Raw genomic sequence first — 19035 nt, forward strand, 5'->3', positions numbered from 1 at the left:
ATCACCACCTCGACGAAGGATCGGGACTACTTCCACTCGCGGTACATCACCGAACCCGGCGGCGCCGTCTTCGAGTACGCCACCGACGGCCCCGGCTTCGACATCGACCAGGACCCCGAAAACTACGGCGAGGAACTCAAAGCTCCCGACTGGCTCGAAGTCGACGTCGAACGCATTGCCGAAATACTCCCACCGCTCGAAACTAACTGACGTAGTACGCACTGGTTTTCAGGGCTACCGGCTTCTGCCCCCTCAACGTTTATTGTGTGTGCCTCACAACCGATGGGCAGCATGCGAGCCGCTCGCTATTACGGTCAGAAAGACGTCCGTATCGAAGACATCGAACCAGCCAGCGTCGGCCCGGATGATGTCCGTATCTCCGTGACGGCCTGTGGGATTTGCGGGTCGGACCTCGGAGAGTACGTCGGTGGCCCGATTACGATTCCGGACGAGCCACATCCGGTCACCGGTGAGGAGTTACCGGTGACGCTGGGGCACGAGCTCGCCGGAGAGGTAAGTGAAGCCGGGAAGAACGTTGATATTGACGTCGGGACCCGGGTCGTCATGAACCCCATCGTCTGGTGTGGCGACTGCCAATACTGCGACGAAGGGCACTACCGGCTCTGCAGCTCTGGCGGGTTCGTTGGTCTCTCTGGCGGTGGCGGCGGATTCGCGGAGAACCTTGTCGTGTCCGCCGAGAAGGTCGTCCCCGTCCCCGAAGACGTACCCTCGGAGTTCGCTGCACTCGTCGAACCCTTCACAGTGGGCGTTCACGCCGTCGCACAGTCGGGTCTGGGTGCCGGAGATTCCGTAGCGGTCTACGGGAGCGGACCGATTGGGCTGACCGTCCTGCAGTCTGCACTGGCCGCCGGTGCGGGCCCGGTGTACGTCTCTGAACCGCAAGGGATGAGGCGGGCACTCGCAGCGGAGTGTGGTGCAGACGAGGTAATCGATCCCCTCGAAACGGACCCCGTGGAGTACATCACCCGCGAGACAAACGGCGGCGTCGACACCGTGTTCGAGGTCGCCGGTGTCGAGCAGACGGTCAATCAGGCGCTCCAGACGACGAAATCCGGTGGCACAACGACCATTGTGAGCCTCTTCGAAGATGGAGTCGAGATCAATCCGAACGATATCGTGATGCCAGAGCAAGCAGTCGTAGGCACGGCCGCATATGAGGGCGGCCCACTCTCGGCCCGCGAGTTCGGGACGACGCTTCGGAACTTTGCGACCGGTGTCTTCAATCCCGAGCCGCTGGTCACCTCCCGAATCGCTCTCAACGACATTGTGGACTCCGGCTTCGAAGCGCTGTTGGATGAGGGCAGTGAAGAAGTGAAGATTCTCGTCGAACCCTGAGACCGACGGTCTGTTACGGTGACCGCAGCATACCAACGGATTCCTGAGAGTGGGTGATGTTCAGTTCGAGTTCGTTGACCGCACTCAGCAACAACCCGACGATATCGTCCTCCAAGCGACTCTCATCCATTCGGTGCCGTGGACCGGCAACCGAGCACGCCCCGATAACAGTGTCGTCAGGAACGAGCGGGACCGCAACGGCGACCAGCCCCTTGGTGCTCTCCTCCATGTTGAACGAGTAGCCGCGATCTCGGATCGTGTCCAGCTCCTCATGGAGTTCGCTCTCCTCGGTAATCGTGTTCTCGGTCGCTTTCGGGAGGCCCGTCGTCTCCAGCACAGACCGAACCTTCTCCTCGGGGAGCTGTGAAAGAATTGCTTTCCCGCCGGCAGTTTGGTGCGGATAGAGCCGACGACCGAGGCGTGTCCGCGTCGACACGCCTTGATTCCCGTTTTCTCGGAACAGCGTGATTATACGGCTGTTTTCCTGAATAGCGAACATCGCGACCTCGTTAGTTTCCTCGGCGATCTCTCGTACTTGCGGTTTGATTATTTCAGAAGCCACGTAGTGAGACCGGAGCCAACCGCCATAATCGAGAAACCGGAAGCCCAGATTGTACTGACTCCCGTCTTTCACCACGAGGTCGTGAGCCCTGAGCGTCGAGAGGTGCTTGTACACCGCCCCCTTCGATAAGTCAGTTTCCTCGACGATCTCAGTGACCTTTCCCCCACCAAGGCTCTGTATCGTGTCGATGATCTCGACGGAGGTATCGACCGCCTTCACTCGCGGCCCGCCCTCAGAACGGTCCTGAGCGTTTGGGTTCTGGGTCATAACACTCTCTATGAACGGTTTCGGTATATAATTAACCCATTATAAATAATATAGAATTCTGTTTACCAGAAGAAATCGATCCTCAGCGGAAGTACACGGATTCCGACACCTGCAGAGAGATATGTGAATTCATGCCAGGGAACTGAATGGGTCGTATTGTACCGAAGGGACGTAAGAAACAGATCCACGCATGACCTCAGACCGAACCACGGCGTCCCGCACCAGCGGACGTGGGTCACCAACGGAGAGATACAGAGGAATGTCACCAGTGCTTGCAACGTTGGTGGTTTTACGATTAGTATAATGAATGAATATCTACAAGAAGTAGCTATTATTGCATTTGGGCCTAATAATCTCGGGCGCTGCGAAGTGTTCATCAAGATTATCTCGGGATATGTGACCAAACCCCTGGTGTACTGTCACAGAGAGAAAGAATCTATTAGTAAAAGTCAATATGGTTGACGCCATCCTGAATGATGGGAATATCGGTCCTATGTAGTAGCCAAGTTTTCCGTAACAATAGTAACGTTGTTATGGTTATTAGAGTCACGCCCTCTCGTCCTATGTTCGAATGAACCATAGCGCATCCCAGATGTCGTCCGCCATAGGCACCAGTAGATTTTTTATAGCATATCAAAGTATTCTCTATATTTTTAATAACAGAGGGAGGGGGCAGAAGGGGGCAGCTTCTTCGACAGTCCTACTTAGATATTGTATTTAATTTTTCTCTTTGATACCCAATATAATACTTTTCCACCAGCTTTTATCCATATATTACGAGATTGTCGTCTTCATCCCGTGATCAAAATCCTACCTAATTATCTTTCCATCCAGCTCGGGTTTTAGCTATATTATCTAATTCCTACTGTTTCTAATACTTATAAGATATAGTATATATTTGGGAGAGAAGAAAGACATTTTTGTCTCAGCGCCCTCTCGAACATATGACCTCCGCAAACGACGGGCAGAATTCTTCGAGAGGGCGCTCGAGCAAAGTCGCACGCCTCATTGACCAGTACGGATTACAGGGAATCGGTCCGCAACTGGAAGAATTATGGACGACTGATGACCCGGACCGGCGCCGAAGCCTTCGTTCGCTCGCGGATTTCTTCAATCGACAGCTCCTGAAACAGGAACTCGAACGAACCGATATGCAAACGCTAGATGGGGAAGTAGAGAACACGTACCGGCTGTTGACGGACGAATCTGTGAGTCGAGCGAATCAGACACGAGTGCGACGTCAACTTGAGCGGGAAGGGATTGATGTCGATCAACTTCAAGACGATTTCGTGTCGTACCAATCGATACGGACCTATCTCACGAAGTATCGGAACGCAACTTACGATAACGATACCGATCCCGTAACATCAACAACAGAGATGATACAGCGCCTGCAAAGTCGTGTCTCGAACGTGGTCGAGACAAAAATCGCTGCGTTGAAAGATTCGGGTGCTGTGTCGCTGGACGAGTTTCAGGTCATCGTTGACGTCCGCGTCATCTGTGAGAACTGTGGAGCACAAAAGGATGTCATTTCTTTTCTTAGTGACAAGAAGTGTGACTGCAGTCAACTTGGAACCGAATGAGCCTGAACATGGCGCCGATTACTCGCTCACTCGACAGTGTGGGCAGAGACGACAGTAGTTCGATAGATCTTATAATAGCGGGGAGGAATAGCGCAGTATGAGCACCGAACAGACGGGCCAAAAAGCCGAAATCGCAGTTGAAAACATCGGGGGAATCGAACGTGCAACTGTGGCGTTCGAACCAGGGGTGACGCTCTTAGTCGGTAACAACGCCACTAATCGAACGTCCCTCTTGAGCGCAGTGATGGCCGTAGTCGGGAGTGACGATGCCGCGATCAAAGGCGACGCCGACGAGGGGTACGTCGAACTGACCATCGACGGCGAAACGTATACGCGGACTCTCAAGCGAGATGGAACGGCAGTCGTCACGAGTGGCGAACCGTATTTAGAGGACGCGACTGTCGCAGATCTCTTCGCGTTCCTGTTGGAGAACAATGAGGCGAGACAGGCCATCGCCCAGAACGATGATCTCCGAGAGATCATCATGCGGCCAATCGATACTGACGAGATTCAAGACGAACTCGATCGCCTCAAACGACAACAGGACGACCTGGAGCAAGAACTGGAGGAGATTGATTCGTTGAAAGGGCAGCTCCCGTCGCTGGAACAAAAGCGTGTGAGTCTCCAAGAGGAAATCGACGAGAAGCGGGCTGAGCTGGAAGCACTGGAATCGGAACTCAGAGAGAAAGACACCGACGTACAGCAGCGTCAGCAGGAGAAAGACGAACTCGAGGAGAAACTCAATAAGTTACAACAGAAGCGGGGCGAGCTCGAGGATGTCCGTTACGATCTAGAGACTGAACAGGACAGTCTGTCCGAACTGAAGTCTGAGTACCACGACGTGGAGGCGGAACTATCGGAGCTGTCCGACGTCCCAGCCGGCGAACTCGGCGGCATCGAAGCGGAGCTTGACCAACTCCGGACACGCAAGCAGGAGGTCAAAGCCGAACTCAGTGAGCTCCAGAGCATCATCCAGTTCAACGAGGATATGCTGGAGGAGGACGGCGTCCTCTCGACAGTCGAACTCGATGGGGTCAACGATGATTCGGTTACAGACCAGCTCCTTCCGGACGAGACGATCCAATGCTGGACGTGTGGGAGCACGGTCGAACGCGAGCAGATCAACGCGACCGTTGACCAGCTTCAGGCTGTTCGGCAGCGGAAGTTCCAAGAGGTACAGGACATCGAGTCGGACATCGAGTCATTCAGAGAACAAAAACAGGAACTGGAACAACAGAAACGGCGCCGTGAAAAGCTCGATATGCAACTTCAACGGGCCGAGCGGAATATCGACGAGAGCAAAGACCGTATCACGGAGTTACAACAGCGCAGAGACGAGCTCACCGATGCCATCGAAGCCATCGAGGCCGAAATCGATGAGCAGGAAAACGAAGAACGAAACGAAGTTCTATCACTCCATAAGCAGGCGAACCAGCTGGAGTACAATCTAGGTCAGTTAGAGAACGAGCGCGAACGGATAGAAGAAGAGATAGCGGATATTGAACAGCGAATCGATGACGAGGACCAGATCAGAGCCGAGATTGAAGAGAACAAAAAGGAGATAGCTGACCTCCGGACGAAAATCGAGCGTATCGAGCAAGATGCCGTCGAGGAATTCAATCGGCACATGGATGCGATTCTTGATCGACTCGGATACGATAACATCGACCGGATATGGCTTGAACAGCGCGAAACCGAGGTTCGAGACGGTCGCCGAAAGGTCTCAAAATCGATCTTTGAGTTACACGTTGTGCGAAACACACCCGACGGCGTGGCCTACGAAGACACTGTCGACCATCTCAGTGAGAGTGAGCGCGAAGTTACCGGCCTCATCTTTGCTCTGGCCGGATATCTGACCCACGCTGTCTACGAGACAGTTCCGTTCATGCTGCTGGACTCACTGGAGGCGATTGACGCGGAGCGGATCGCCAGGCTCACAGAGTACTTCCAGAGTTACAGTCAATACCTCCTCGTCGCGCTCCTTCCCGAAGATGCGAACGCGTTGGACGACGACTACACTCGAGTGACGGAAATTGAGGGCTAAACGCCCCCGAAATAGATATTAATAGGCCGGGCTTGTTCGCACTTTTGATTGAGGATGGCAAGGCAGTATCTATTCTTGTTCTCGACGCAGCTGATCGCGCCTATCGCCCGATAGTCGGCATCCAGCGATTACACCTCCGCATACCCCAGGTCCATCAGGACTGGCCACAGATGGTCGTACGCGTCACCGTTGGCGACTACCAGGTCGATATCTTTCGTCGCCTCCTTGAGGGCGCGCAGCGACGGCGCGCCGCCACCGATCAGATAGTCGGTGAGCGGTTCAGATAGCCCCTCCCCGATCCGCTGGATCTCGTCCTCGATATATTCGCGTCCACATATTGGCCTCATTGGGGGATGTCCACCTCGTAATCAGCCGCCAGCTTCTGGAACTCATCCCACTCCGGGTGCCGGTCGTCGTCGACCTCGCCGTGCGTCTCGGGGAGTCGGCTGACGAGGAACCAGTAGGGGAGCGACCAGACGATCTCCCGGACAACATCCCTGCCAAGGCAACGATTACGTGCAAGGAGATCAACGACGATCGCTACTACTACTGGCAGTGGCGGGAGGGCGATAAAGTGACCTCCAAGTAAAAGACCCAGTCAACCCGGACGAGTAAGACTCGAAGAAGAGACACCCACCCCATGTTTCCGTCGTTTCCCCACCGTCTCCGCATCATCGATGGTACCGGCGACAAAGAAATCGTAGGACACCCTCCCTTTTCGAGTTGTAAGTCGTGGGGAACAACCACGTCAGACGCCGTGTTGGGATCGTGGAGTTAACAGAAGTTGGCGTAGAGGGGGGTAAGACGTGATAATACCTGAACTGGGAACCACGAACGAGATGCAGTCGTTATCTACATCTCGAGAGATCAATCGTCTGGCTGAGCTAGACGATATGTTTGCTTTGTCTCTAATACCGGGAAGTTGAGACTACAGCGGATTTAGCGGGGCTGTAATGCATGTATTTGGACGATTAAGTGACCGAAGACAGCTTCAGATTAGCTCTCAATCACCCGTTATTGATGTACTACTGACTATATCACCGAACTCCGATTGCTTTCTGTAGTGTAGCCACTCAAACACCGTGCTATCCCAGATTGAGTCTCCTCTCTACCCGATTCCAGTTTCCTTCTTCAACAGCGTCAGCGTATTATCGGCCGTCACAATCGGCGAATGCTCGTACTCACCAGTCAATTCGACCTGAACCAGCAGGTCGACAGCTCGCCAAATTGAGTACAGCAGGCACGCAAACGCGAAATAGAAGAATCGCAGCCCGAAATCTTTCGACGTCGTCGCAGCCATGAACCGCTTGATCGATTTGTATCCGCTCTCGATCTCCCAGCGATAGCCGTACTCGGTGAGGAAACTACCCCCATGATTCGACATGAACACCGAGTACTGCCGGTAATCATCATGCTCAGAATCGTCTTTGCGTCGGTAGATCAGCGTCGTCTCGTGCCACTCGTTCTTCCCGAGATGCAGTTTCCTATCAGTCTCGTATCGGTCTTGATCCCGCTGGAGCAGGCGTTTGGCCTGGGCTTTCTCGCTGGTCTGCATTCGTTTCGGTACCACATACGAAAGCCCTCGTTGGCTGAGCATCTCCAGAATGTGCTGGCTGTCGAACTCCCGATCCATCAGTACGTTATCGACGTGAACGGCGTCTTGGGCTGAATCCAGCAGATCCTCAACTATCTCTTTCCGTGATTCGCCTTTTCGTACAGGCCGTGCATCCAATACGATTGGGACAGCGTTGCCGACCAGCTGGACTGTCGCCCACTGGTAGGCGTACTCATCGGTCTTTTCTTTTGTCCCAATAATCTCATCTTCATGCCCGGTTCTATCGCCTGTGAACGGGTCGGCTTCCGTAATATCGATAGCGACAATCCCAGCTCGAAAGAACTCCTCTGTCTCTGCGACTTCACCCAGTAATCGATTCACGGCTCGGCGGTACATCTCTCGAACCTGTTCAACCGAGAGATCACGAATCTGATCGCGATGGACGTGCCCCAACGGCGTCCTATCCCTGGTCGACTCATAGACGAAACTGCGAGCCCCTTCGTTAGCAGCCAACCGCTCTCGCAGTCCGAGATGCGTTTATAAGTCCCAATACGCGTTCTCATGGATCTCACAGCCGTCGTCACGATTCAGTGAAAACGCTGGGAAGACGATGCGGCTGATGTGGTCATTAATCGATGCCGCTTCGTTGAGGAGGGCTTGGTCACCAGTGTCTGGTTCTTCTTCAGCATCTTGTGATGGAAAGTTCCGTTCTGGCTCGCGCGGAACAGCAACATCCGCATTTTGGGCTTTGATCAGAATCGTCCGCGCAACTGCCTCAATTGTCTCACGAAGTTCTGTAGTGAACCGTTCGTGCCAGCTGCGCCACAGTGTCGACTGGTTTGGGACCGTCGTCAAGCCTAACTGCTCACAGAGTTCTGGGTGGTGGCTGAGGTACGTGAGGAGTGCCGTTTCGTGTGTCCAACCGTGAAGTTCTTTGAACAAGAAGACGCGAAACAGTTGCGCCATTTCGTACTGGGTGGGTCCCGAATACCGGTCGTGTGGTCGAAACTGAAAGTATGCTACTGGGTAGTGTACGACGAACTCGTCGACGGAGTGGTGGGTCTCATGGTCGAACCATGTGGAGGCAACGGTCCGGATGTCTTCTTTGAGGCCGCCAAGTGAACTCCGGTCGTACAGTGGTGTCGACTCATATGCTGGCCACTCACTGTATGACTGTTGTGCGATCCGTCGAAAGACACTGCGTTGAGAGTCACAACTCGTAACCACTAGGAGATGCTGGCCACGACAGGCCCAAGAATCCGTCTAACTTGCCAGCACAAGAGTTGTTCTGTGTCACATAGACTTGGTATCTATACGGTCCTAAACTGTGTGAGAGGGCGTCATACAACAGTTCCCATACCCAATCTTTCACCCCTTCTGCTCGCTCAATACAGGCTAATTCTTGTTCCCTCATCGTTGAAATTTGGTCCTTTTTTTTTACAGTCTGTTCTTCCCTATCCACTCTCACTAACCCTGCCTCTTCTAACGCTCCAAGACTGCGGTGAGATAACTTAAGACGGAGTTTCGCCACGTCTTCGTTGGCAGAAGGGAGGTCGTTTCGGACCGCTACTGCTGGCGTGTTACTCTTTCTCATTATCCTAATATCATCCCACGACACCAATAAACACACATAGTTTTCACCGAGATTTCTTCCTTCGATTAATCGATCGGTTGAATATTCCATCCGCTCAGTAAGCAGACGTACTGACCGGGTAGTTCTCCCTCAAAAGTGCGGAACAAACTATCTTGCGAACTGTTTCATGACACCCTATGTGTGACGCTAATGAGGGTTTGTCGAGGTTCCAGAATTTCCACAAGTAAGTACGGCCCGCTCACCACACCGAAAGTACGTTGACTATATTAGTTTCTGGGGGAGAACTCGTCGAAGAGGTCTTTGACACGGTGAGCTATATCATCTCGGATCTCACGGACACGCTCCATATCTTGCCCATCAGGGTCGTCCAGTGCCCAATCGCGGACATCAACGGTTTCGGCGTCGAGTTCCAAGGTCGAACAGCCCATCGTTGCGACCACGTCGCATGACTCCAGTTCGGCTGTCGAGACTTTCCGAGGTGTCCGGTCTGAGAGGTCGATATCGAGTTCGCGCATGGCCGTGACAACTTCTTCGTGCACGTGATTAGCAGGCCGTGTCCCACCGGTAAGTATCTCAACGCTGTCTTCGAGACCCCGCTGCTCACGTTCCTGCTCGGCGAAGGCTGCCGACATCTGACTCCGGCCGGCGTTCTGTACACAGACAAAGCCAAATTTCGTTGTCGAGTTATCAGACATAGGCACTCATTTCGGCGTGTCGGTGATAAACTCTCGTCTGTGAACTAACGTGGTAGCTACAGCTCTTAGTTGTAGACCGTTCATTTTCGAGACCCGTCGAGTGCGACCAGCAGCGCGTTTGCCCGTGCTGTCGTTCGGTATTTCCGCCACTTCCCGTCTTTCCGGCGAGTGAGAAGTCCGGCATCGGTGAGTTGGGAGAGTGCGTGACTGATCGCGCTGTCACTGACATCCAGCAGCGGTGAGAACTCACAGACACAGAGCTCTCCGTCAGCGATGTGCAAAATCCGGACAATTTTGTACCTCGTTTCATTGGCGAGCGCGGACAACACACTTACGTCCGATTCAAGATTGGGGCCGCCCGCCGCCGCGTCCAGTTCTTCGAGTTCGGCGAGGCGCTGGGCCACTTCCGCATCACCGCAGCGACCGCATTCATCGGAGAGATAGCGCTGTAAACGCTCTGTTGATGACATACCCATATATTGAGGAGATAGTAAAGTAAGTGTTGTGGAGTAGGGGTTGGGAAATAGTGACATCACAACGGCGCTATTTTAGTATTTGCTCATTCAAATCAGTATTTCAGAGGACAGTAACACCTAATCGGTTTCATTGGCGTGGAGATGAGGCCGAGAGAGACCAGTAGTACGGTATAGAAATCGCTCGAACTGACTGAATAGTACGAAAAAACAGGACAGAAAGTGCACTTAGATCGTCAGGCCGCCCGGTCCATGCTGTCGAGTAAGGAAGGCCCTGATGACGAATTGCGGGCACCAGACGTAACCGTAGGCTGACCGAAGGCTTGAAGTATATATGAACTAACGTTCAATTGAATCCGACAGAATAGTTCCGATACGATTGAAGCTGACTCAAGTGTATCACCAATTCAATTGAACGACTCCCAAAAACTATGACTGAACTCACCCTGTATGAAGAAGCGATGTGTTGTTCCACCGGCGTCTGTGGACCGGACCCCAACGACGAACTCGTCGAGGTCAGTGCCGCCCTTGATCAACTCGAAGAGGAGTACGATGTCGAGGTGACGCGGGCAAATATGCAACACAACATCGACCAGTTTCTGAACACCCAGCGCATCTACGATATGGTTCAGGAGAACGGTCCATCGATACTGCCGATTACCGTTGTCGACGGCGACATCGTCGCCAAATCGGAGTATCTCTCCTACGACGAACTCGCGAACGAATTGAGCGACGCGCAGAGTCCCCCACAGGAAGCGTAACCGATGAGTACACACACTGGAGCCAGGGAAATCGTCGAACCGAGCGGTGAGGATACCGAATTCGTTTTCTTCAGCGGGAAGGGCGGCGTCGGCAAGAGCACCGTCAGCTGTGCCACGGCGACGTGGCTAGCGGACAACGACCATGAGACGCTGCTGGTGACAACCGACCCCGCGCCGAACCTCTCGGACATTTTCCAGCAGGAGATCGGTCACGAGGTGACCGAAATCAACGATATCGACAACCTCTCGGCCATCGAGATTGACCCGGATCAAGCCGCCGAGGAGTACCGCCAGGAGACCATCGAACCGATGCGGAAACTGCTCGACGACGAACAGATCAAAACTGTCGAGGAGCAACTCAACAGCCCATGTGTCGATGAGATCGCGGCCTTCGACAACTTCGTCGACTTCATGAATAGCCCGGAGTACGATGTGGTCGTCTTCGACACTGCGCCGACCGGCCACACCATCCGATTGATGGAACTGCCCTCCGACTGGAACGCCGAACTGGAGAAGGGCGGCTCAACCTGTATCGGCCCCGCCGCCTCGATGGAGGACAAGAAGGCCCAGTACGAGCAGGCCATCGACACACTGCAGGACGACGAGCAGACGACCTTCGCGTTCGTTGGCAAGCCCGAGGACTCCTCGCTCGACGAAATCGAGCGTAGCGCTTCGGACTTGAGCGAACTGGGTATCAACTCACAGCTGCTCGTGGTCAACGGCTACCTTCCCGACTCGGTCTGTGACGACCCCTTCTTCGAGGGGAAACGCAAGGACGAACAGGCAGTCATCGAACGGGCGAAAACCGAGTTCGACGCCGACGCCACAGCAACCTACCCACTCCAGCCCGGTGAGATCGCCGGACTAAACCTGCTCTCGGACGTTGGTGGCGTCATCTACGACGGCGAGGAAGCGACTGTCGACATCGGTTCTGCTACGGACGTTGACACCGACCAGTCAGTCGACGTCGAGACGCTGGCCGATCCCGAGTCAGTCGCCAACCAGTTGACGCCCGGCGAGGAAACCCGCTACCTGTTCTTCACCGGGAAGGGTGGCGTCGGCAAGAGCACTGTCGCCGCGACATCGGCGACGAAGCTCGCGGAGGCCGGCTACGAGACGCTCGTCGTCACGACCGACCCGGCCGCTCATCTCGAAGATATCTTCGGCGAGCCGGTTGGCCACGAGCCGACGTCGGTCAGTCAGACGAATCTCGACGCGGCCCGCATTGACCAGGAGCAGGCCCTCGAAGAGTACCGCGAGCAGGTACTGGACCACGTCAAGGAGATGTACGCGGACAAGGAGGACACCGAACTGGATGTCGAGGCCGCCATCGCCAATGTCGAGGAAGAGTTGGAATCGCCGTGCGCCGAGGAGATGGCTGCACTTGAGAAGTTCGTCAGCTACTTCCAGGAAGACGGCTACGATATTGTCGTCTTCGACACTGCCCCGACAGGCCACACTCTCCGCCTGCTGGAACTCCCGTCCGATTGGAAGGGCTTCATGGACCTCGGCTCGCTGACTAAGGGGGCCGCTCCGGCGAAGGGCGACCAGTACGATGAGGTCATTGAGACGATGCAGGACCCCAAGCAGAGCTCCTTCGCGTTCGTCATGTACCCCGAATACACACCGATGATGGAGGCCTACCGCGCGGCCGAGGGCCTCAAAGACCAGGTCGGAATCGAGACGGCCTTCGTCGTGGCGAACTACCTGCTGCCTGAGGAGTACGGCGACAACGCTTTCTTCGCGAACCGGCGGGCTCAGCAGGAAAAATACCTCGGCGAAATCAAAGACCGCTTCGAGACACCGATGATGCTCGCGCCGCTGCGCCGGGACGAACCAGTCGGGCTGGACGAACTGCGCGCGTTCGGTGACGAGATTACCGGTCTCTCGGACCTGACGAAGCGAGAACAGGAGGTGACCATTTCATGAGCGAAGGGCAATCCTCCGAGGCCGCCGTTGAAGAGCAACTCCGGACATTCATGCAGACACTCACCAGCTCAGAGACCTATCAAGAGTTCGTTGAGGCCAGCGAAGCCCTTGAAGAGGACTCGGAGGCATCGGCATTGTTGCAGGACTTCCAGCAAAAACAACGACAGATGCAACAAGGTGGATTCGACCAATCACTCATGAGCGATCTCCAGGATCTCAAATCGGAGATGGACGATACCGACACGATTCAGCGCCATCGGAAAGCACAGGAAGCACTTGTCGAACTTCTCCAAGACACCAACGACGTGATAAGCAAGCAGATCGGTCGGCAGTTCGCCCAGTCAACTGGGGGTGGGTGCTGTTGAGCACCACTGATGAAGACGTGTTAGACGCGGCCGAAGCGCTCGGCGAGGAACTCGCAGCGATGCAGTCCGATGTGGATGACTTCGAGTTCGAGACAGTACTGATACAGTGCAACGAGGCTATCAGCGAGAAGACGGGGATTCAGTACGACGACGCCTGTGACACTGGAGACTGCTGTTAAAAGTCGCCGACGATGTACAATTGGTCCCCAAGTGGACACGCTTGATGTCCGCTACGACAGTCTCAGAAAACGAATTGTCCATTACGACGTTGATTCTGATAATACCCAAAATACGGTTCTAGTAGAGATAGAAGGGGAGTACTGTTGAATAATAGAAAACGTCATAGATAGTTCATATACTCGTTCTTTGCTCCTTCAATCCGCTCAGTACAACAGAGACATTCTCCACTCAGTCACTGCTCCGTTCCTCCGAGACGGTCGTGAAGTAGCAATTCACACTGAGTGTTTGTTCCGCGAGAATATGTATGACTATATACGTGACATAGCAGACCTCTTGTCTGGACCCAACTAGTATGTGGTATGGCATCAATAGACAAGATTCGACTTGACTTCGTCTGTGTTCACAACGCGGGACGAAGTCAAATGGCAGCCGCCTTCGCAGAGCGTGAGCGCGCTGAACGCGGATTGGAAGACATCCTTGAGATCCACTCCGGTGGAACGGACCCCGCCGACACGGTCCACGAAGAGGTGGTGGAAGCCATAGCAGAGGTCGGGGTTGACATCGCAGACAAGACTCCCAAGTACGTCGCCGGTCTTGATGACCTCAAGAACACTGATTATTTGGTCACGATGGGGTGCTCAATCTCAGAATTCAACCCCGCACAGTATGGCGTTGAGTCCCATGAGTGGGATCTGGTGAACCCGGACGGACAAGATATGGAAACAGTCCGTGAGGTCCGGGACGAAATTGAACGTCGAGTAGAGACATTGTTCAACGAACTCGAACGACTCGCCGACGAGAGGCGGGCCAGTGCAGACTCATCGGGCGGGGTCATCACGGCGATTCGAGATTCCTTATCACTCTGACTCAGTTTAGCTGGTCGAACTCACATCGATTACTTCACAAATCGACTGAGTCGCCGATCCTGCCAACATCTCTCTGAACGAAACCGCGGAAAGATTAGTCCGTATGCATTGAGAGCCCGAGTCTCAACTACTGGAATACCCAGTTACAAGTTAGAATACTATCCACTCAGCCACGCTATCACGTACATCCGCCAATCGGCTGTTTTGCAGCTCTCTTGCTGTTCAACCCTCCCCGGTGTCACAAGTTTACAACTCGAAAAAGGGGGAAGAGGTTCGTCAGATCCAGTCCGTGATACTGACTACACGTGTTCTGTTGAGCTCTCGTCGGATGGCGCTCCGATCCCAGTCAAGAGGTGACAGTATGCTCTCGACAGCTCGGACGAGTTGCGTCTCGTAGTACGAGGCGTCGTAGGTCTCGATCTCCTCGTGGGCGAGGGCGACCCGCTCTCGTGAGTTCTTCTCGTTGTCGACAACCACGTACTCGATATCCTGTCCGGGATGGACGTCGAGGTCCTGGTCGCGAGCCCGCTTCAGCGCCGCCACGTTCCGGGTGTTCTGCGTATACCCCTCCAGTGGCTTGGAGACGCGATTCCGTTCGACGAGGTGTTCGACTGGAACTGTTCCAGCATGGAGGCGCGTGACGGCATCCTGAAGACGATCGATTACCGCGTCAGGCGACCGAGTGGCATCGAATCGTTCCAGGCACTCCTGCTGAATCTTCTCGATAAATGGTGGCGTCGAGCGCTGCCGCGCTTCGATGCCTCTGATCTTGAACTTCTTACTGCTAGCTTCTTTCCCGAAGTATTTCGTCAACGCGCCAGCGTCGCTCTCGCGCTGCGGGACGAACGCGACCCAGTCGTAGTGTGCTTCGTGTTCGAGCTGAATCTCGACGGCCTCCGTGATCTCTGTCGCGAGTGCCTCGAGGTCCTCGCGGTCATCGTCGTCGACATCGGGATCGGGCGTCACCCAGATGGAGTCGATGATGCCGTGGACGACGCGCCAGCCACCGGCTTCCAACCGGTGTTTCGCTGTCAGCAGAACCTCGCGAGCGTAGGCGTTGATTGCCTCGTGGCACTCGATCCGCCCGAACTTCGCGTTGCTGAACCCCTGATACCCGAAGCAAGCGACGAGAATCCACTTCAGCGCACCGGACCGCCCCTCGAGCTTCGCCAGTCGTTCCTCGTCGGGATCGTCCCGCTGCTGTTCGTGACGGATGGCCGCCTTGATCTCGTCGCGTGCGTCGATGATCGGCTGCAGCACGTCGACGAGGTAGCCCCGGTCGTCGCAGATCGAGTACCCGAGACCGGGGACGTCGTCGCGGTCGCTGTGGCAGTCACACCGGATGACGTCCGGCGAGACGTTCCGGGTGCAGATGATGTTCGGATACAGACTCGAAAAGTCGAGTTCGTGGACGTCCTCGTGGACGCCGACCTCGGGAGCGAAAATGAAGCCGCCGCGGTCGGCGTCGTGGAGCGTCCCCATTGGCTTGTAGAACTCGTGGCGCCAGGAGTTCCACGGGACGAGCACGCCGCGATCGTGGGCCTCACAGATCTGAATCGCGGTCAGCACGTTCCCGATCGACGCCCACGCCAGCTCCTGGACGGGTTTCTTCGACCGCGAGACGAGATCGAGGACGCCGTCGAGGTTCGTCTCCCCGTAAAAGAACGTGTTACTCTCGTCGATGATCGCCCGTCCGGGCACGTTGTACCGCGCCGGCGAGTGGCCGATGCGGCCGTAGCTCGAGTATGTCGACCGGCTCGCGAGTTGCTGGTAGTCGACGTCGGGCACCCGGCTCAGCGTGAATCCGTTGACGCCGGCGGCTGCGGCCATCTCGTACAGCGTCGGGATGATCTCGCTCGTCGAGCAGACCAGGATATCCGGATCGCGCTCTTCGAGCGCTGCTTGGATGGCGGTCAGGATATCCGTCGGCGAGCCGGTGACGGTGTCGCCGGCGACGGACAACTCGGCGTAGGTGTCGGCGCCCGTTTCGGTCACCGGGACGCTGAGTCGAAGCGTTGACAGCTCACTTGCCGGCGTTGGATCGACGTCTTCCTCGAGGCAGTACCGAAACTCGCGCGAGAAATCCACGTTGAAACAGGCGAGGTCCCCGACCGGGTACGTGTCCAGCTGGCGTGCCTGCCGTGCGAGCGAGGTGATACGGTCGATGTGATCGACGTCGACGGCGAGGACCGACTCCTCGTCGCGACGGAAACCGGGGCGCCGCGTCACTATCTCAGTCGCGACGACGTCGGGGTGCTGATCGTAGACCGACCGGAGTGCCGTGAGATCGATGTCAGTATCAGGCTCGCGAGCAGCGACGTAGAATCGTGGCGTGTAGTCGGCGTGTTCGGTTGCGACGGCGCCGTCGGCGGTGGCGTCCCACTCGAGGACTCGCCCGTCGTCCAAGAAGTCGATAGTGAACGGCATCTGTATCCATACACATTTGGGTCGGTGAAAATCCATGCCGTGTGGCTTCCGGATTTCAGAGAAACGGCTTTGAGACCGCTGTTACCGATATTCTTCTATTTTTGACGGTGCCTCCTGCTTCCGGGACAATTTCAGGGAATCGTATACGCTGGCCTCTGTTGTAAAAAGTAGCCTTCCTTGAGGCAATAATATAGTATGCTTCCAAAGTACTATACTCCTCTAAAGCTTGAGTCCCTATATGAACGACCGAGACCCACCAGAGGAGTTTGCAGACATCGGCGAAGCGGTCGGAGAGGACTGGGAGTCTGAAACAACACCGTACGAGCGCATTCGCCACGTCATTGCGCACACGTACAGTGCTGTTTCAGCAGAATCAGTTGCTGACGATGCACGGACGGCGCCGAAAACCGCCCGAAAGCACCTGAACACACTCGCTGATGAGGGATTCGTCGAGACAACTACCGGGGAACACGGTGGCACACTCTATTGCCGCTCGGCTGAATCGCTCGTCGTTGAGCAAGCTGCCGACATCCTCGATCAGGTCTCGACCGACGAACTCGTCACGCGAATTCAGGAAATGCGTGAGCAGCTCACCGAGTATCAGTCTGAGTTCGGTGTCGACTCTCCCGAAGCGTTGGCCGTTGATCAGACGAATCAGGTACTCGCTGAGTCCGGCTCCCAACAGCATGAGATCGATCCAGAGACGCTTCGTGAGTGGAAAACACTCCGTCGGAACCTCGCGTTCGCGAACGCTGCTCTTTCGATCGGCAATGCCGAGCAATTCGTCGACGACGACCGTCGTTCAACCGACGATAGCGTCCCTGCCTGACGATGTCGGATTCGTCTGATCGAGCGGAAACCCACACGCTTCGTGGGGCCACGGACCGTCCAGCGCTGCTGACGATTCGTGGTATTATCGAGGAGATGGAACCGCTTGCGACACCCGAACTTGATGACTATCTTAATCCATCAGCCCTCGAAGTTGCGCTTGACGATGGACTGTGTGATGCTGACGAGGCCAAAATCGAGATTCAATGGACGACGCGGAATGACTACAAGTTCCACTACACAGACACGGACAAGGTGAATTTTCGCTGGGGAAAGCACCCTCACGGAGAGGACTATGTTCATGTCCCCGGGTTAGAACATTATCATCCACCGCCCGAGGCGAGTTCAGCTCCAGACGAGGTCGAAGCGTCTTGTATCACACAATCCCCCGGAGCGTTGGTTACCCGTGCCGTCCTCAAACTCTGGCGAGTCGCCTACCATACAGACTCGTATGCCCCACTCAATGCGGGCCAAAATCCACCGTAGGACACAATACTGGCGTTCGCTTTCACGAAGTTGTCGTTAAGCGGCGAGATCCCCTACAGGCGGAGCAGACTGAGTGCCGAAGGATTGACCGGGCACTTCAGGCAATCGGGTCGAGCGATTTCATCGAGAAATCCGATTTCGAGCAATATCGCTCTGCGAGTTGCATTAGCGCCCGCGTTCGTCGGATATCGGCAACGTTGTGCGTGAGAAGGCGTTCATACGCACCTTCCTCCCAGGCTGTGACTGCCTCCCCACTATCGTCAAATGGATCGAGGTCGTTCAATCCTGAACCGATCAGTTCACCATAGACACCATCCAGTGTATCCTCACTGGTGTTGAAGCGCTTCTCGAAGACATCCATCACGTCGACGTACGGCAGCGTCCCAAAGGGCCACTCGAGGCCGTGCGAGCAGAGCCGGGTTCGGAGAAACGGCAAGTCAAATCCGCCGTTCCATCGCTCGCCGTTGTACGCGACGAGCTTTGCGTCATTTTGAGAGAGCGTCGATGTAACGAACGTCGCCATTTCAGCCAGGAGTTCCTGTTCGTTGTTGTAGCCGGAGAGCTGGATTGGTGTCTGGAGCGTGTCGTTTATTCGATCTGTGAGTGCTGCCGGCGGAGTTGTTCCGCCGGTATTGAGAAACACGTGAGACGAAACCACCGAATCAAACCCGACGACTGTGAGTTCATCGTCGGGCCCAAACCCCGTCGTCTCGATATCGAAGGCAATCGTCGTCAATTCCGTCATTCCATCCCTCCAGTGGTATCTTCTCCTGCCGACTGCTGTCGGTCGGGCTCCGCGTCCGAAATCCGTTGTTCAAGCTCTGCCAGGCGCTCTTGGTGGTCATCGAGACGGGCTTCCTGTTCGAGGTCGATGCTGACTAGCGCGGGGAGAAGCGGGTTCTGATGGTTCAACAACCCGCTCGCGTCGGCGTGTTCGCGGGCATACTCGAACAGCTGGTCGAAGTGCGGTTTGTCGCGACGGCGTAGTGCCCGCCGGAAGTCCGCCCAGCGCTCTTCGATAGCCCGGAGTGCGTCCCGATACGTCGGGTTCGTACGCCCCATCG

18 protein-coding genes and 3 pseudogenes are annotated in these 19035 nt (G+C 55.4%); 12 read left to right on the forward strand and 9 right to left on the reverse strand.

What is annotated here, in order from left to right; genetic code table 11:
* Together ACY9XZ_RS13225 and ACY9XZ_RS13230 are read left to right on the forward strand one after the other, a co-directional pair.
* A partial coding sequence (locus ACY9XZ_RS13225; protein WP_463457491.1) for a VOC family protein occupies positions 1 to 210 on the forward strand: 210 nt, incomplete at its 5' end.
* Positions 211 to 291: 81 nt separating this feature from the next.
* Complete coding sequence (locus ACY9XZ_RS13230; protein WP_463457492.1) at positions 292 to 1356, forward strand: 2,3-butanediol dehydrogenase; 1065 nt, start codon at positions 292 to 294, stop codon at positions 1354 to 1356.
* 13 nt (positions 1357 to 1369) lie between these two features.
* Here the strand turns inward: ACY9XZ_RS13230 and ACY9XZ_RS13235 are convergent, their stop codons facing one another.
* A complete protein-coding gene (locus ACY9XZ_RS13235; RefSeq protein ID WP_463457493.1) occupies positions 1370 to 2185 on the reverse strand; it encodes an IclR family transcriptional regulator in 816 nt (271 codons plus the stop codon).
* 944 nt (positions 2186 to 3129) lie between these two features.
* Here ACY9XZ_RS13235 and rdfA point away from each other — a divergent pair.
* Entirely contained in the window at positions 3130 to 3768 is a 639-nt protein-coding gene (gene rdfA, locus ACY9XZ_RS13240; RefSeq protein WP_463457494.1) for a rod-determining factor RdfA, read from the forward strand.
* 97 nt (positions 3769 to 3865) lie between these two features.
* Positions 3866 to 5812 (forward strand): archaea-specific SMC-related protein, encoded by a 1947-nt coding sequence (locus ACY9XZ_RS13245; protein ID WP_463457495.1) that lies wholly within the window; start codon positions 3866 to 3868, stop codon positions 5810 to 5812.
* 128 nt (positions 5813 to 5940) lie between these two features.
* On the opposite strand, the gene ACY9XZ_RS13250 is transcribed toward ACY9XZ_RS13245, so the two are convergent.
* Positions 5941 to 6159 (reverse strand): hypothetical protein, encoded by a 219-nt coding sequence (locus tag ACY9XZ_RS13250; protein ID WP_463457496.1) that lies wholly within the window; start codon positions 6157 to 6159, stop codon positions 5941 to 5943.
* A pseudogene (locus ACY9XZ_RS13255) lies at positions 6156 to 6257 on the reverse strand (transcriptional regulator TrmB); the annotation flags it as partial. The pseudogene ACY9XZ_RS13255 and the gene ACY9XZ_RS13250, both read right to left, overlap by 4 nt.
* On the opposite strand from ACY9XZ_RS13255, the pseudogene ACY9XZ_RS13260 reads away from it, so the two are divergent.
* Positions 6243 to 6427: pseudogene (locus tag ACY9XZ_RS13260) on the forward strand (hypothetical protein); the annotation flags it as partial. The pseudogenes ACY9XZ_RS13255 and ACY9XZ_RS13260 overlap by 15 nt on opposite strands.
* Before the next feature lie 493 nt (positions 6428 to 6920).
* Here the strand turns inward: ACY9XZ_RS13260 and ACY9XZ_RS13265 are convergent.
* The 3 genes and pseudogenes from ACY9XZ_RS13265 to ACY9XZ_RS13275 form a co-directional block, all read right to left on the reverse strand.
* Positions 6921 to 8594: pseudogene (locus ACY9XZ_RS13265) on the reverse strand (transposase).
* A 633-nt stretch (positions 8595 to 9227) separates the two neighbouring features.
* Complete coding sequence (locus ACY9XZ_RS13270; protein ID WP_463457497.1) at positions 9228 to 9656, reverse strand: low molecular weight phosphatase family protein; 429 nt, start codon at positions 9654 to 9656, stop codon at positions 9228 to 9230.
* A gap of 80 nt (positions 9657 to 9736) precedes the next feature.
* Positions 9737 to 10126 carry an ArsR/SmtB family transcription factor gene (locus ACY9XZ_RS13275; RefSeq protein ID WP_463457498.1) on the reverse strand — a complete coding sequence of 130 codons (390 nt, stop codon included), beginning with the start codon at positions 10124 to 10126 and terminating at the stop codon, positions 9737 to 9739.
* A 434-nt stretch (positions 10127 to 10560) separates the two neighbouring features.
* Here ACY9XZ_RS13275 and arsD point away from each other — a divergent pair, with 434 nt between their 5' ends.
* The 5 genes from arsD to ACY9XZ_RS13300 all read left to right on the forward strand — a co-directional run bounded on the left by arsD (position 10561) and on the right by ACY9XZ_RS13300 (position 14230).
* On the forward strand, positions 10561 to 10890 hold the full coding sequence (arsD, locus tag ACY9XZ_RS13280) for an arsenite efflux transporter metallochaperone ArsD (protein WP_463457499.1): 330 nt from the start codon (positions 10561 to 10563) through the stop codon (positions 10888 to 10890).
* 3 nt (positions 10891 to 10893) lie between these two features.
* Positions 10894 to 12819: an arsenical pump-driving ATPase gene (gene arsA / locus ACY9XZ_RS13285; protein ID WP_463457500.1), complete on the forward strand. Its 1926-nt coding sequence runs from the start codon at positions 10894 to 10896 to the stop codon at positions 12817 to 12819.
* Complete coding sequence (gene hcsL / locus ACY9XZ_RS13290) at positions 12816 to 13184, forward strand: halo-CC-star protein HcsL (protein WP_463457501.1); 369 nt, start codon at positions 12816 to 12818, stop codon at positions 13182 to 13184. Before arsA ends, hcsL begins: the two co-directional genes overlap by 4 nt.
* Positions 13175 to 13363, forward strand: a complete 189-nt coding sequence (gene hcsS / locus ACY9XZ_RS13295) for a halo-CC-star protein HcsS (protein ID WP_463457502.1) — start codon at positions 13175 to 13177, stop codon at positions 13361 to 13363. Before hcsL ends, hcsS begins: the two co-directional genes overlap by 10 nt.
* A gap of 360 nt (positions 13364 to 13723) precedes the next feature.
* Positions 13724 to 14230, forward strand: coding sequence for an arsenate-mycothiol transferase ArsC (locus ACY9XZ_RS13300; RefSeq protein ID WP_463457503.1), 507 nt, complete (start codon positions 13724 to 13726; stop codon positions 14228 to 14230).
* A gap of 276 nt (positions 14231 to 14506) precedes the next feature.
* Here the strand turns inward: ACY9XZ_RS13300 and ACY9XZ_RS13305 are convergent, their stop codons facing one another.
* Positions 14507 to 16657 (reverse strand): type B DNA-directed DNA polymerase, encoded by a 2151-nt coding sequence (locus tag ACY9XZ_RS13305; protein WP_463457504.1) that lies wholly within the window; start codon positions 16655 to 16657, stop codon positions 14507 to 14509.
* Between the two features lie 238 nt (positions 16658 to 16895).
* On the opposite strand from ACY9XZ_RS13305, the gene ACY9XZ_RS13310 reads away from it, so the two are divergent.
* Both ACY9XZ_RS13310 and ACY9XZ_RS13315 read left to right on the forward strand, forming a co-directional pair.
* Entirely contained in the window at positions 16896 to 17486 is a 591-nt protein-coding gene (locus ACY9XZ_RS13310; protein ID WP_463457505.1) for a DUF7342 family protein, read from the forward strand.
* Positions 17487 to 17488: 2 nt separating this feature from the next.
* A complete protein-coding gene (locus ACY9XZ_RS13315) occupies positions 17489 to 17971 on the forward strand; it encodes a hypothetical protein (protein ID WP_463457506.1) in 483 nt (160 codons plus the stop codon).
* Positions 17972 to 18068: 97 nt separating this feature from the next.
* On the opposite strand, the gene ACY9XZ_RS13320 is transcribed toward ACY9XZ_RS13315, so the two are convergent.
* Together ACY9XZ_RS13320 and ACY9XZ_RS13325 are read right to left on the reverse strand one after the other, a co-directional pair.
* Complete coding sequence (locus tag ACY9XZ_RS13320; RefSeq protein ID WP_463457507.1) at positions 18069 to 18716, reverse strand: ribonuclease H-like domain-containing protein; 648 nt, start codon at positions 18714 to 18716, stop codon at positions 18069 to 18071.
* Positions 18713 to 19033, reverse strand: coding sequence for a hypothetical protein (locus ACY9XZ_RS13325; RefSeq protein WP_463457508.1), 321 nt, complete (start codon positions 19031 to 19033; stop codon positions 18713 to 18715). Before ACY9XZ_RS13325 ends, ACY9XZ_RS13320 begins: the two co-directional genes overlap by 4 nt.
* Positions 19034 to 19035: the final 2 nt, after the last annotated feature.

This window comes from Haloarcula sp. HT12 (assembly GCF_055271655.1).

What these genes read in the sequence shown, in the direction of transcription:
- ACY9XZ_RS13230 (WP_463457492.1), top strand. Translation starts at nt 292, where the DNA reads ATGCGAGCCGCTCGCTATTACGGTCAGAAAGACGTCCGTATCGAAGAC.
- ACY9XZ_RS13235 (WP_463457493.1), bottom strand. Translation starts at nt 2,185, where the DNA reads ATGACCCAGAACCCAAACGCTCAGGACCGTTCTGAGGGCGGGCCGCGA.
- rdfA (WP_463457494.1), top strand. Translation starts at nt 3,130, where the DNA reads ATGACCTCCGCAAACGACGGGCAGAATTCTTCGAGAGGGCGCTCGAGC.
- ACY9XZ_RS13245 (WP_463457495.1), top strand. Translation starts at nt 3,866, where the DNA reads ATGAGCACCGAACAGACGGGCCAAAAAGCCGAAATCGCAGTTGAAAAC.
- ACY9XZ_RS13250 (WP_463457496.1), bottom strand. Translation starts at nt 6,159, where the DNA reads ATGAGGCCAATATGTGGACGCGAATATATCGAGGACGAGATCCAGCGG.
- ACY9XZ_RS13270 (WP_463457497.1), bottom strand. Translation starts at nt 9,656, where the DNA reads ATGTCTGATAACTCGACAACGAAATTTGGCTTTGTCTGTGTACAGAAC.
- ACY9XZ_RS13275 (WP_463457498.1), bottom strand. Translation starts at nt 10,126, where the DNA reads ATGTCATCAACAGAGCGTTTACAGCGCTATCTCTCCGATGAATGCGGT.
- arsD (WP_463457499.1), top strand. Translation starts at nt 10,561, where the DNA reads ATGACTGAACTCACCCTGTATGAAGAAGCGATGTGTTGTTCCACCGGC.
- arsA (WP_463457500.1), top strand. Translation starts at nt 10,894, where the DNA reads ATGAGTACACACACTGGAGCCAGGGAAATCGTCGAACCGAGCGGTGAG.
- hcsL (WP_463457501.1), top strand. Translation starts at nt 12,816, where the DNA reads ATGAGCGAAGGGCAATCCTCCGAGGCCGCCGTTGAAGAGCAACTCCGG.
- ACY9XZ_RS13300 (WP_463457503.1), top strand. Translation starts at nt 13,724, where the DNA reads ATGGCATCAATAGACAAGATTCGACTTGACTTCGTCTGTGTTCACAAC.
- ACY9XZ_RS13305 (WP_463457504.1), bottom strand. Translation starts at nt 16,657, where the DNA reads ATGCCGTTCACTATCGACTTCTTGGACGACGGGCGAGTCCTCGAGTGG.
- ACY9XZ_RS13310 (WP_463457505.1), top strand. Translation starts at nt 16,896, where the DNA reads ATGAACGACCGAGACCCACCAGAGGAGTTTGCAGACATCGGCGAAGCG.
- ACY9XZ_RS13315 (WP_463457506.1), top strand. Translation starts at nt 17,489, where the DNA reads ATGTCGGATTCGTCTGATCGAGCGGAAACCCACACGCTTCGTGGGGCC.
- ACY9XZ_RS13320 (WP_463457507.1), bottom strand. Translation starts at nt 18,716, where the DNA reads ATGACGGAATTGACGACGATTGCCTTCGATATCGAGACGACGGGGTTT.
- ACY9XZ_RS13325 (WP_463457508.1), bottom strand. Translation starts at nt 19,033, where the DNA reads ATGGGGCGTACGAACCCGACGTATCGGGACGCACTCCGGGCTATCGAA.